The 14,253-nt window shown below is 30.8% G+C and carries 11 protein-coding genes; 10 read left to right on the forward strand and 1 reads right to left on the reverse strand.

Annotated features, from left to right (window positions below; all coding sequences use genetic code 11):
- Window positions 1–302 precede the first annotated feature (302 nt).
- From JWR23_RS06835 to JWR23_RS06845, 3 genes are all read left to right on the forward strand, one after another.
- Window positions 303–746: a hypothetical protein gene (locus JWR23_RS06835; RefSeq protein ID WP_299514601.1), complete on the forward strand. Its 444-nt coding sequence runs from the start codon at window positions 303–305 to the stop codon at window positions 744–746.
- 58 nt (window positions 747–804) lie between these two features.
- Entirely contained in the window at window positions 805–1,449 is a 645-nt protein-coding gene (locus JWR23_RS06840; RefSeq protein ID WP_299514603.1) for a hypothetical protein, read from the forward strand.
- A 241-nt stretch (window positions 1,450–1,690) separates the two neighbouring features.
- Window positions 1,691–3,070, forward strand: a complete 1,380-nt coding sequence (locus tag JWR23_RS06845; RefSeq protein WP_299514605.1) for an undecaprenyl-phosphate glucose phosphotransferase — start codon at window positions 1,691–1,693, stop codon at window positions 3,068–3,070.
- Window positions 3,071–3,134: 64 nt separating this feature from the next.
- On the opposite strand, the gene JWR23_RS06850 is transcribed toward JWR23_RS06845, so the two are convergent.
- Window positions 3,135–4,649 (reverse strand): right-handed parallel beta-helix repeat-containing protein, encoded by a 1,515-nt coding sequence (locus JWR23_RS06850; RefSeq protein ID WP_299514607.1) that lies wholly within the window; start codon window positions 4,647–4,649, stop codon window positions 3,135–3,137.
- Between the two features lie 256 nt (window positions 4,650–4,905).
- On the opposite strand from JWR23_RS06850, the gene JWR23_RS06855 reads away from it, so the two are divergent.
- The 7 genes from JWR23_RS06855 to JWR23_RS06885 all read left to right on the forward strand — a co-directional run bounded on the left by JWR23_RS06855 (window position 4,906) and on the right by JWR23_RS06885 (window position 13,793).
- Complete coding sequence (locus JWR23_RS06855; protein WP_299514609.1) at window positions 4,906–6,126, forward strand: O-antigen ligase family protein; 1,221 nt, start codon at window positions 4,906–4,908, stop codon at window positions 6,124–6,126.
- Window positions 6,127–6,270: 144 nt separating this feature from the next.
- Window positions 6,271–7,395: a glycosyltransferase family 4 protein gene (locus JWR23_RS06860; RefSeq protein WP_299514611.1), complete on the forward strand. Its 1,125-nt coding sequence runs from the start codon at window positions 6,271–6,273 to the stop codon at window positions 7,393–7,395.
- On the forward strand, window positions 7,388–7,921 hold the full coding sequence (locus tag JWR23_RS06865) for a hypothetical protein (RefSeq protein ID WP_299514614.1): 534 nt from the start codon (window positions 7,388–7,390) through the stop codon (window positions 7,919–7,921). The genes JWR23_RS06860 and JWR23_RS06865 overlap by 8 nt, the downstream gene beginning before the upstream one ends.
- A 1-nt stretch (window position 7,922) precedes the next feature.
- Window positions 7,923–8,930 (forward strand): glycosyltransferase family 4 protein, encoded by a 1,008-nt coding sequence (locus tag JWR23_RS06870; protein WP_299514617.1) that lies wholly within the window; start codon window positions 7,923–7,925, stop codon window positions 8,928–8,930.
- A gap of 53 nt (window positions 8,931–8,983) precedes the next feature.
- Entirely contained in the window at window positions 8,984–10,456 is a 1,473-nt protein-coding gene (locus JWR23_RS06875) for an oligosaccharide flippase family protein (RefSeq protein WP_299514619.1), read from the forward strand.
- A 196-nt stretch (window positions 10,457–10,652) separates the two neighbouring features.
- Entirely contained in the window at window positions 10,653–11,441 is a 789-nt protein-coding gene (locus tag JWR23_RS06880) for a polysaccharide biosynthesis/export family protein (protein WP_299514621.1), read from the forward strand.
- Between the two features lie 12 nt (window positions 11,442–11,453).
- A complete protein-coding gene (locus JWR23_RS06885; protein ID WP_299514624.1) occupies window positions 11,454–13,793 on the forward strand; it encodes a polysaccharide biosynthesis tyrosine autokinase in 2,340 nt (779 codons plus the stop codon).
- The last annotated feature ends 460 nt before the right edge of the window (window positions 13,794–14,253 follow it).

Genomic DNA, 14,253 nt, shown 5'->3' on the forward strand with positions numbered 1-14,253 from the left:
TGGTGAAAAAGTAGCCATGTCTGTTAGGGGAAATAATACAGCAGTGAGTATAGACAACCTCAAACAATGTTATTCTGCGTGAATTACCCGTTAAACGTGTACTATTTCCTTTACATAATAATGACCTATCAGGAACACAATTACTGTGTAATTAAACACGCCTGTAATTTAACATTTTAACTATAAAGAAATAGTTGTTGTTTTATCCCAACCTAAACAGCATGCTTTATTGGTTTATTAAATCTTTAATTAATACTGGTATAACTATTGTTAAAATTAAAAAACATAAAAAATTAACCATTATGAAAAAGATTTTACCCATCGTATTAATTACATTTTTGGCATCATGCAGATTAGACAATACTGCAGTTCCAAGTTCGACAGCTTTTACCGGAAAATGGTATAAAGTTAATGCTACACTTTCCGGTTCTACAAATAACACAAGCAACGCTGCAACAAATTCGGTAACTACCCATTTTGATCATACCGATTATATTGTTTTTAATGCTGATGGCACCGGAGAGCAATTAAAGGGTGGTGTTATGTCCACATTTAATTATACCAAAAATTCAAATACATTAACACTTAATTATCCTGCAACAGCCAACCAATCAGCAGCAATAACTATAGCCACTATAAAATATTTTTATAACAACTCGCTCGAATTGGTAATTACATATAATACTACTGCTAATGGTGTAATAACAGTTAATACTTATGATATAAATTACGCTAAAGCAAGTTAATCAATAAGTTATAAATGAAATAGTAATGAGATAGTTCTGTATATGTAAAACAATAGCCATGAAAACTAATTTCCTAAATTTAACTTATTTTAAATTTATAGAAACGTTGGCAATACTAACAGTATTATGTTTGCCCTTTTCAACTTTTTGCCAGGCAGGGCATGGTTCGATAGAATATTTAAAATATTGTAATGGCATTAATGGACTTAATTTAGGGGCGGATATAAGTTCGGTCCCTGGTAATAAATTAGCATTTCTTGATGGGAATAATAAACTTGACGCGGATAGTTGTTTAAATTTTGAATATCGCGATACTGCTTTGTTGAAAATGCCGGGTAATATTTTCTTAAACCTGATTGGTATCCGTACCTATAAAAATAAAATAGTAAACATATATCTTTTTTTCCCACGATCTGAAGCATATAAGTTATTATATAATTTTTTGGTTTGCTATGGCAATTTCACTGAAAGGCCCTATGCATACAAAGATGTTTACAAATGGAATTCAAGCCTGGTTAGTTTGTCGTTATTGTATGAAGCAAAGGTTGATTTTGGAGTAGCAATTTTTACTTGTAATGAAATAAAGAACCAAATTTTAATTATGCAAATGAAGGCAATAAGTAAAAGTATATATAATAATATTCTTGTTTATCCTTACTTAAATAACACGTTTATAATGGATAAATCAGCAATGAATAATTAAAACCCCAGTGGCATAATAATCCGTTTCGGACAGTAATGTATTAAATTTCAGACATTATTAAATCTTGATCTACCTAATTTTAATTTTAGAAATAAAAAATTAATCAAAAATATATATTTTGTAATATATTTTTAATAAAATTATAAATGTTGATAATAATTTATATTATAGTTAATAATTGTGTAATAATTGGCACAAGGTTTGACTTTAGTTGTATTATTTATCCATTACAATTACTGATATGCAAACGCGTTATTTATACCTCTTCCGTTTTATTTTAGCTTTAAGCGATTTACTCTTATTCAACATCTGTTTAACCGGAGCATTGTATTTAACCCATAAACACTCATATATAGATCCATATTTACAACGGCAATATACAATTACCGCAAACTTAATATGGTTTTTATGTGCAGGATTGTTTAGGTTATATAGCGAAGAAATAGTTTGTAAACTGGTTTCTATTTATCGTGCTACCTATAAAAGTGTTTTATTGCATGGGTTTCTTTTTCTGGCTTATATATTTTTTACTAATCAAAATGATTTCCCCAGGTTTTTTATAGCTGCTTTTTATGGCTTAATGATTTTTGGCTTTTTATTAAGCCGATTTACAGGTACAGCTCTTGAGGATGTATTAAAACGTAATTTTAATATACGTAAATCTGTGGCGGTTTTAGGGATGAATAACGGTGGGATAAAGCTGGCTGCTTACCTTGAAAAGCAAACAAGATTTAATTTTTTAGGATTTTTGGGCGATGAAAGCTCGTATGTTGATGAAAGTGGTAATTTAATACAGGCTGCATCTATGCAGTTACAAACCGCTGCCCATTCAGGAATTAAAGATGTTTTTGTATCGTTAACACCAGATAGGATGGGTGATGTTCAATATTTATTAAATGAAGCCGATAAGCATTGCGTTAGATTAAAATTTGTACCTGATCTAAATATATCTTCAGCACCTTTTGATATTGAATACATGGATCAGTTTTCAATTATAAGCTTGCGTAAAGAACCTTTAAAAGATATTAACAACCGTTTTAAAAAGCGCTTGTTTGATATTGTTTTTAGCTCATTAGTAATAGTATTTATATTAAGCTGGTTGTATCCTATCCTGGCGCTTATAATAAAAATGCAATCGCCCGGTCCGGTGCTATTTAAACAACTAAGAAGCGGACGGGATAATGAACCATTTTGGTGCTATAAATTTAGAAGCATGCAGACAAATAATGCCGACGAAAAGAAACAAGCAAGCCGTAATGATAACAGGGTTACCAAAATTGGTAGTTTTATGCGGCGGACAAGTTTAGACGAATTACCTCAGTTTTTTAATGTTTTGCTTGGTAATATGAGTGTGATGGGGCCAAGGCCACATATGCTTAGCCATACAGAACAATACCGCACTATTGTTGATAAGTATATGGTTAGGCAATTCTTAAAACCAGGCATTACCGGTTGGGCACAAGTAAACGGATTTAGAGGTGAAACAAAAGAAACTTATTTAATGGAAAAGCGGGTAGAGCATGACATCTGGTATATGGAACACTGGTCTATAGCGCTTGATATTAAGATTTTATTTATGACCATAATTAATGTTATTAAGGGAGAAGATAATGCCTATTAACAGTTTTATTTAAAGTCTATTCTAAATAGTTCTATAGTAATATGTAACCGGTTTAAATGAGTATCTACTCATTTAACCGGTTTTTTGTTTTATTACCTTTTATTTCAGCAAATCCTAACTGACCCGAAAATTCCGATACTACTCCGTTAGATACATTAACACCCATATTATATTCAATTTTTGGACGCATGGCGCCATTGTTTTTGCTTTGAATAGCAATTGCATAATTGATACTGCGTTTACTCACCGCGTTAAAATCAATTATTGTATTGTTTGATACGATCAATCCGGAGCAGGTTCCGTTAATTACAATGCCTGATACTTTATTGGAAGGTGTGCCTATGTTTTTAATTATGTTGTTTTCAAAAACTCCGGCCGACCAATAAATGTTTATCCCGTCTGATCTGGTACCTGTGATACAGTTACCCTGGGCTATAACGTCTGAATAATTATTAAAAAATATACCGTTACCCTGCATAACCGAATTAATAATGTTACCACTAACCGTAACCTGCCTTAATCCATTTGTTGAGCCGGGATCAGAAATATTTATGGCTGGAGCGCTAAGCCAATTTACAGCAACAATGTTTTCATATAATAAATTGTTAAAAGTATTATTGGTAATAAAAACATTGGTATGCCCCCAGCAATCTATTTGGCCCTGGTATATTTTATTATTATAGATATGATGTCCGCCGGCAAGTTCATCTGCTATTTTATCTTTATACCCTGCGTAAAAAAAACCCATGGTTACCGCTCTTCTGTACTTAACAATTGGGCCGCCGCGTTCAACCGGCCCATAACCATCCCTAAAATCAAAAGTGTTGTTGTATACAGAAACATTTAATACGGTTTCATTTATGCTATGTCTTTCTATATCAACGCCCCCAACAAAATAACCATCACCATGAATATAATTATTATAGAAAGATGCACCGTTTACACAACAGAACATAGCTCCTTCGCGATAAATGTTATAAAATACGTTATCATGAACGCTTACGTTTGATGTGATCCGTAAATTAGGTGATGCTAAAAATGTATCGCCAAAAAGGCAACCATCGCCTCTGAATGATTGAAACTTACAGTTCTTTATTTCTATATTCTTACCATTATTAATACTTAAAGCATGACAATATTGGTAAGAGGTTGCGAATTTTTGCTCGCTTAAATTTCCATCAAAATCAATACCCTGAATGATGATATTATTAACCGAAGGCTCATCCCACCAAGCCTGATAAAAAATAGAATTTGGATTATACCTGTTGCCTGATAATTTAATATGACAACTTGCCGCACCGGCGCCCTTTAAACTCACACCATTTAACAAAGGGATTATACCGGTACTAATACCCAACTGCCTGATGGAGTATGTACCTGCCGGAAAGTATACCGTGGGTATGCCATTTGCTTTTGCATATTTTATTGAGTTTATAATAGCTTGAGTATCATCATTAATATTATCGCCTTTTGCACCATGCTCTTTAACATTTACTATGGTGTTTGTTATTAGTTGCATAGAAGCTGTTCTTTCCACACATGGGAATAGAAAAGTATACATCAATATAGATAGTATCATTATTAGTTTTTAATTATTAAAAACATTTTCTTGCTTAAGAAGTTTCGTTAAGGGGAAATTAAACAGGTTGTAAACAATACAATACAGAGGCATAGAAAAACTTCATTATTGTAAAGGTTTTATTTAAATTTTTATGATTCAAAAAGCTTTAATTTTTATAGTACTTATACTTGTTTTTTTTGTTTGGTACTTATTTGAAAAAAAAGACAGCAAGTACTTATTATTAAGTTTTGTTATTACATGTATTCCTTTTCAAATGGCAATTCCGTTATATGTACCTATGTATATAAGGGATGAAGGAACTGGCTCTTTTACCTCTAAAATATTTTTAACAATCCCATTAATAGTATCCATATACTTATTAATTATAAAAAAGAACCAGGGGGTTTTCCAATTTTATAAAAACGAAAAATGGATTTATTGGGTATTGCTTTTAATACTTATATCAATATGTAACCCCTACAATTATGCAGTATTGGCAACTGTTGCTTTTGCAATTGTTTTCTTATCGTATATTTTATTTTTCAAATTAATCTATAATTATCTGGGGCCGGCCGATATTGTAAAGGGAGTGTTTTCGAGCTTTATGTTTCTATGTATATTACAATTCACACTGGCAATACTATATCCATTATTAGGTGTATCATTTGTAACCACTATTTTTCAGGCAGGAGGAGAGCAATGGGCTACAAGAATAGGTACCCGTGCAGGCGCAATAGGTGTTTTTGTAACACCAGCTAACCTGGGCCTGTTCACCACAATTGCTTCAGGATTTTTTTTCGCGAGTTATTTAGGCAACTATCAAAAAAAAATAAGTTTGATTTTCCTGTTTGTTAATGTTATAACAATAATTTTAACTTATTCCAGAACATCATATATAACATTGGTTTTTGTATTGTTTTTAATGTTTTTTATATATAAAAACGCTAAAAAGCCTTTATTCTCATTCCGAAGCGTGCTTTTTGGAATTGTCCCGGCGTTGTTGGTTGTTTATTGGATTGTTTTCCTATCGCCGCTAAGCGCAATTTTTCTTAAAACAGATGCCGACCAAATGTATGAGGCCCGGCTGGATCATTGGGTAATGGGTATGGAAATTTTCAAGATGTCTCCAATAATAGGGGTAGGTATAAATACACATGTTGAATTTGTAAACCATGCCATCAATTTATATAAAGTGGTGCATAATGAATTTCTAACTACAAATCCAATACATAATACCCATTTAATAATCTTAACTGAAACCGGTGTCATAGGTTTTTTATTCTGGGTGATTTTCCTGGTAACATCTGTTGTAAAAGCCAAACAAAATATTGCTGTTAACAATAACGTAGTTTTTTCATTAGCGCAAATTGGCTTAATAATAACCCTGGTAATTTATGGCTTTACAGATTGGGCGCCGCTTTCGCAATCTATCTTCCCTATATTTTTATTATTCACATTTTTTAGCAAAAAATATAGCTTAAGATTCAATTTCTGAATTCTTTGGCCTGATTTTTATGTATAAGTTAATTTTTTTAATTGATTTAAAACATTATAGCTGTATTTTCATTTATTTATTTTGATATTTTATGAAGCAACTATATAATAACCCTCTTTTTAATTTAAAATCAACTAATAAAGCATGAAAAAATTAATTTTTTTAACAGGAGAAGATATGCTTGATGTTGATTTACCTATTGTTAAAGAAATAAACTCATCCAACAACAAAGATTTTCATATAATATGGGTAGTAGTTCTTAGAGGTTATGGTTGGTTTAAAAGGGATGAAATGATTGGCTTTTGCCAACAAAACCAAATAGAATGTATAATCCTGGAGCAAATAGGAAAGCTTAAAAACCCGTTAACAATCCTGTTTACCTTTAAGCTGTTAAAATTTTTAAAAAGCTTAAAAGCCGATATTATTTATGACAGCTACCTGGGTGTGCCTTACATGCATTTTTTAAGACCGCTTTACTTAAAAAAGAATTTATTTGTAATAGCCATACATGATGTAGTGCAGCATTATAAAATGAAAGATAAAATGATACGTACATTTTATTATACATTTTTAATGAAAACGTACTTTAACTTTCATATTTTTTCAGAAAATCAGCTAAGGATTTTTAAAGAAAAATTTAAAGGAAAAAATTCTTTTTATACCCCCTTGTATTTAAAGAATTTTGGAAATAATGCAGCAAAAAAACTTACTATAAATAAGGATATAACCTATTTCCTGTTTTTTGGTATTATTCGTCCCAACAAGGGTTTAGACTTGTTAATAGAGGCTGCAAATATTTTGGGCAAGAAATATAAAAATTTCCATATCATAATTGCAGGTAAGTGTGATGATTGGGAGTCATACAGCAGCACAATTAAATATCCGGATCAATTTACTTTAAACATTGGTAATATAGAAAAGCAAGAGGTGCCGGCACTTTTTGCAAATACACATTTTTTAATGTTGCCTTATAGAGATGTAACGCAAAGCGGTGTGCTGTTAACAGCATATAATTACAATGTACCGGTTATAGCATCAAAATTAGAATGGTTTGAAGAGTACGTTGACGACAACGTAAATGGTTATTTATTTGAAAATGAGCACATTGATACTCTTGTAAAAAAAATGGAAATGGCTATAAATTTAGATCAATCCGCGTATGATAAACTGGTTAGTAATTTAAAAACCTTTATTGCTCAAAGAATAAATATAAAGGAAATAGCTCGGGAATATGTTAAGTTCTTTAAATCTGTAAACAATAATGAATAGCTTTAAAAACCTGTACAATGGTTTAAAAAACGATTATAATGGCTATGCTAAAGTAGCCAATAGCAGCATTAAACCCTTGTTTAAAATTCACTATTACTGCAACGTTATTTTCAGGATAAGTCATTTTTTTTATGAGATAAAATTATTGCCTGTTGCCAAAATTTTTTGGGGAATTAACAGGTTTGTTTATGCTATTGATATTGATCCGGGTGCACAATTAAACGGCGGTTTTGTACTGATTCATGGAATTGGAATAGTAATTGGTAGGTACGTTATATCTGAAGGATTATTCAAAATTTATCAGGGTGCTACATTGGGGGGTAATAATGATAAAGAGAGTATGTATGACGGCATACTTCTTAAACAACCTTATATAAAAGATAATGTAATTATTGGCATTAATTCAACCGTATTAGGGCCAATTGTAGTTGAGGCGGGGGTGGTTATTGGCGCAAATGCAGTAGTAACCAAAAACGTTGCAGCAAATACAGTTATAGTAGGAAATAATAAGATTTTAAAAACATAATATGTCAGTAGAAATACTCTCAACAGCGATAGACCTGGATCTTTACGGCGGACAGGAAAAAGTATTAATGGATATTCATGAAGGAATAAAAAATGAATATAATGCCAAAGTGTTAGGATTTATAAAATATGATAAACTGCATCCTAAGTATAAAATTTCTAAGTCTGAATATATTAGGCTCAAAAACCCATTGCACTTAAATAACAAGATCATTATTGTTCATGGCAGAAATGCCATGACTATTTTAATGATATTAAAACGAGTGTTTTTTTTAAATACCAGGTTTTTATATGTGCACCATAATGTATATAATTCATTAAAAAGGGTGTCTTTTTTTCCCGATAACATTATTTCTATTTCCGGAAAAGTTACAGAAAACCTGATTAATTACTTTGGGCTAAAAAAGCGTAACATACAGCTAATATATAATGGCATTAAGCAGGCCACTGCAGCTGATGTAACTGTGACAACCACTAAAAAGGATAAAATAAAAATTGTTTATGCTGCAAGGGTAAATGGAGTAAAACGGCAATTAGAAATTGTTGAACGCTTAGGTAATAAATTATCGCCCAAAATAGAAATTCATTTTGCAGGCACCGGCCCGGATTATGAAAAATTAAAGGATAAATGTAGCCATACAAATAATTTCTTTGCCCTTGGCTTTGTAGATAATACAAATGAGCTTATTGCCAATTCAGACTATTTAATGCTTTATTCAAAGCAGGAAGGTTTACCCATTTCTTTAATAGAGGGTACGCTGTATGGTAAACCGCTTTTAGTTAATGATGTTGGCGGCAATGCAGAAATTGGCATACCAGGTGTAAATGGCATACTGCTTAATAATGATTGGGATGATTTGGCTAATACCTTAAATAGTTTGGTTGATATTCCTGAAGATGAATATTTAAGGATGGGAAAAAATAGCAGAAAACGCTACGAAGCAATGTTTACTTATGATAAGATGATTGCTGATTATATAAATAAGATAAAGCAAATATCTGCTAATTAAATTTTTTTCATACAGAAATAGCTATTTAAGCATAAGTAAAACTTAAAGAGTCAATGAAAATATACCACTTAAGTATAAATTATATAACCCAATTATTTAAGAGCACTTTAATTAAAAACAGTAGCTGGGGTGTACTGTCCCAGTTTTCTCAAACCGTTTTTTTAAGTTTATTTTTTGTAATCTTAGCAAGAGAGTACACTACCGAAATTTTTGCTAAATATATAATTGCCTGGGCATTATATCAGTTGGTAACAGCATTTTCTACTATGGGCCTTAGCCAATGGTTTATACGTGAGTTTATTGGTTCAACAAATAAGGATGAATTAACCAGTAGGTTTTTAAAAATGCAGATTTATTTTGGTGTTGTATTTTATATAATAAATATACTGCTTGCCTACCTCCTTTATGACGAAAAATTAACCCGGTTATTAATTATAGTTTTAGGTGCAAATGTAATTTTTGATAATTTAATAAATGCTATAAAATGTTTAAATATTGCCACGCTCGAACAAAAGAACACTTTTATTATTCTTACTATAGAAACATTTTTAAAGTTCCTGGCAGCCTGTATTTTATTCTTATATCCATTTAGCATTATTACTTTATCCTTAATAATATTAGGGATAAGATTTTTAACACTTAACCTGTTTTTAACCGTTGGATCATCAAATTCTGTAAGCATAAAATCTCTTATTAAGTTTAAAATATTTTATGCTGATATTAAAAGATTGGTGGTTTTAAATTGGGCGTTTATAATTATTGGCGGTGTTTCAATTATTAACTGGCGTTTGGCAAACATTGTTATTTCAAAAATGCTAACCGCTTTTGATGTGGCCAATTATGAAATATCATTTAAAGTATTTTCTATAGCACAAACATTACCCGTTGTTATTTCTACCTCTGTGTTTCCGTTGCTTGTAAAGTTATATGCCAAAGATGATAAGCGCGAATTCTTAACATTTTATAAAAAAGTACATCTGTATTATTTACTATTCGGTTTACTGTCTTATACATTTATTTATTCTTTTTCCGGAAAATTAATCCCACTTGTTTTTGGAAATAATTATATAAGTAATGCCCAATACACCAGGCAAATGTTTTTAACAATTTTAGTTTTCCCTACAGCTTTACTGCAGGCTAATATGTTAATTACAATAAACCTGGAAAAATTAGACATGCTTTTTAATACTATAGCACTAATTATAAATTTTGCAATATGTTTAATCGGACTAACTTTTATAAAGTCATTAAGCGTTGTAAATTATTCCATATTCGCATCATTCTTTGTATTCCATATTTCGCAGGATGTTGTCCTTATAAAAAGAGGTATAACATCTTTAAAATCAGTAATTAAATTTTATATGGTAAGCGCAATTTTTGTTTTTACTTATATTTATTCAAGCAATATTGTAAACCCTTATCTTTTGTTTTTACTTGCATGGATCATAGTATTGAGTTTTTTGTTTCTTACAAAAAACAAGAAAATTTATCAGAAATATAAACTCAGGATGGGCTATTCTGAATAATATTTCAATATGTCGTTTCTTTAGTAGAAAATTAATTTCATTTTGATAAAACAAAAAGCCGCTAAATTAATTTATTAACTATCCCTGTCATTAATAGAAATTTATGGATAAAACTATCCGAATATTTCTATAACTGTTAAGACAGAATTTTAATGTTTTTTATTAATAAAATGTTTAATTGTTAAAGCCCCATTCAATGATCACTCCAAAAACTTCCATTTTAAATTTATTAATATTATTTGTTTTGCTGTTTACATCATGTACGCCTTATAAAAATATTCCTTATTTTCAAGATTTAGAAAGTACACAAGCATCAGAAGAAAAAATTGATAATTATGCTCAATTAAAAATACAACCTACAGACGTTTTAGGCATTAATGTTACCAGCAGAAATCCGGAATCGTCGTCCATATTTAACTATAATTTAACCAGAGCAAATGGCAATAATTATAATACTTCGCCAGATAATCCGGTTATAGGTTATTTAGTTGATGAAAAAGGATTTATTCATCTTCCCTTAATTGGCGATTTTCAGGTAGCCGGCCTTACAACATCTCAAATAAGAGACAAATTAAGCATTGCTTTACAAACCTTTTACAAAGACCCCGTTGTTAATATCAGGATTCTAAACTTTAAAATATCTGTATACGGTGATGTTGCGCGCCCTAATGTTTACACTTTACAAAACGAACAAACATCTATTACAGAAGCAATAAGCCTTGCTGGAGATCTTAATATAACCGCAATGCGTAAAAATGTGCTTTTGATAAGGTTTGAAAATGGCGAACGTAAATACATTCATCTTGACCTAACTTCAAAGAAACTAATGGAGTCGCCATACTTTTATCTTAAAAATAATGATCAGATCTATGTTCAACCCGGTAAATCTAAATTTGCTTCGGTAAACGATGCTGGTTTCCGTGCTGCAACCTTAATTCTGTCCGGGCTTTCTATTATTGCAATCCTGGTTTCCCGCTCATATTAATATTTTTTATCAATGAATAATCTCACACAGATATCAACTTTTGCAATCGAAAAAGAAAAAGACAATACAGTCAACTTTAAAAACATTGTAAATAACTATAAGCATTACTGGTACATTTTTTTTATAGCAGTAATTATTATGCTATCAGTTGCATTTGTATATCTTCTTTTTGCCGAACCGGTGTATGAGATAAAGGCTTCTTTATTAATTAACCAGGATAATAATCAAAATACGCAACAACAACAGTCTGTATTGGATAAAATAGATTTGCCAAGTACATCAGAAATCACTGAAAACGAAATCGCGAAGTTAAAGGCAACAAACCTGATACAACAAGTTGTAACTGATTTAAATTTGGCTACTACCTATAAAGTAAAAAAGGGGGTTGCCTATAAAGAATTATATACATCACTTCCATTTAAATTTATCATGGTTAAGCTCAACCCCAATTTTACCGATGATAAACGTGAAGTAAACATTACTATAAAAGATACGGGGGCATTTTTTTATAAAAATGCGAATGACAAGCTTGAAGGATTTAAATTTAATACCAATGTAACTTCGGATATCGGTACATGGAAGCTGGTACCTACACCTAATATTGGTTTTTTTAAAAATGCAAATATCAAGGTAGCCTTACTTGATCCGGAAAAAGCTGCACTTATATATCAAAAATCAATTAATGCCACTTTAGAAGATAAACTTGCATCAGCTGTTGATTTAACTATTAATGATAATATTGTACAAAGAGGCAAAGACATACTAAACCATTTAATTTATGTTTATGATAATGCAGAAGTGCAACAAAAAACCAAAGAAACAAAGAGTACAATCAATTTTATTGACCAAAGATTAGCCTCTTTAACCGGTGATTTAACAAATTCTGAAAAAAATATAGCAACTTTTAAAAGTTCAAATCAATTAACAGACATTGAATCTACTTCTAAGTATAACCTGGATAATTTGCAGGCAAACGATGCAAGGTTAAATGAAATTAATGTACAATTAAGTATAGTTGACGGAATTGAAAAATATATTAATAACCCGAGTAATAAAGGTAAAGCGCCCGCGGCTATTGGTATTGCCGATCCTACATTAGTTAGCTCAATTGAAAAGCTATCTCAATTAGAATTACAAAAGGAGCAAATGTTGGCAACTACCCCTGAAACTAATCCGGATTTTGAGCAAATTAACAGGCAAATTCAAACTACCAGGGCTTCTATAAAAGAAAATGTACAAAACATTAAATCGTCGCTTTTAAATGCGCAAAATAAAATGCAGGCGGTTAACTCGCATGTTGAATCTTCTATAACCAACATTCCGGTTCAGGAAAGAGAATATTTGAGCATAAAAAGACAACAGTCAATCAAAGAAAATTTGTACATATATCTATTACAAAAGCGTGAAGAAGTATCTTTAAATTATGCCAAAACCGTAAAAAATTATAGAGTTTTAGACAATGCTTATAGCGGTCCTTTAAAATGGCCTAAAAAGAGTATTGTTTATGCAGCAGCTTTTCTTTTAGGACTGGTTTTGGCCATGGCATTTATTTACTTTAAAGAAAAATTAAATAATGCTATTATTAATCCGGAAGAAATTGAGGAAGAAACTAAGCTGCAGATATTAAATGAAATTAATAAAAATACATCCAAAGATCCAATTGTTATTAATAATAAGAATAACAGTTTGATAAGTGAGCAATTTAGAACGTTAAGATCAAAACTGCATTATTTAACGGATAGAAATGAAAAATCAAGAGTTATTTTACTTACCTCAAGTGTATCAGGAGAAGGAAAAAGTTTTATAAGCAGTAACCTGGGAATAGTTCTTGCGTCAACAGGTAAAAAAACAATTGTTTTAGAATTAGATTTGAGAAGATCTAAACTAACCGAAATTTTTAAACTATCAAAAGAGCATCCCGGTATAACTGATTATCTTTTGGATAAGGCCACCATTAATGACATCATAAGGCCATCAGAAATTATTCCCTCTCTTGATATCATTAGCGGAGGATCTGTAGATTCTAACCCCTCAGAACTATTAGAAAGTGAACAGTTAAATCAATTAATAAATGAACTAAAAAACACTTATGATAATATATTAATTGATAGCCCTCCGGTACACCTTGTAGCGGATGCTTTAATACTGTCGCGCGTTGCTCAAATTACACTTTACATAGTTAGACAAGGTTTTACTAAAAAATCCGAATTGAAATTCATAAATCAATTGCATGAAGAAGGTAAAATACCGCAGATGCATCTAATTTTTAATGGTGTAAGTAATAAAAGATATGGTTATGGCTACGGTTATGATAATTCATATTATTCATCAATAAAAATAAAATCAGCATAATTGTATCAATTTTTAATATAAAAGAGATATATAATTTTGTTCTTTTATTTAAAAATTGATAATAATAAATTATTATTTTAAATTTGTTTCAATTTACCAAGATTGAAACAGCGAATTATAAGCCCATTTAATTTTTTTGCTCAAAAGTATAAGAAAAGGACTACAAGCCATTTCATAGACGATAATGCTGAGCAAGATCCTGCACCTAAAAGACAGACGTCAACAGCGGTAATAGTAATAAGCGTTATTATTGCTAATGCAATTGTTGGTTTAATAATCTATCTTATTTGTGTTGTTTTTTAATTTTGCAGTTTAGTTTTATGGTGTATAAAGAACACTTAGAAATTATTTTTCAATCTGCCCGGGCATTATATCGTCTGTCCTAAAATCCCCCAAATTTATTTTAAACGTATAATATTTTATACACCCCTGTGTAAGCTAAACTTAAATTTATTTATAA

Source organism: Mucilaginibacter sp. (assembly GCF_028288205.1).
In the GTDB taxonomy this organism is placed as follows: domain Bacteria; phylum Bacteroidota; class Bacteroidia; order Sphingobacteriales; family Sphingobacteriaceae; genus Mucilaginibacter.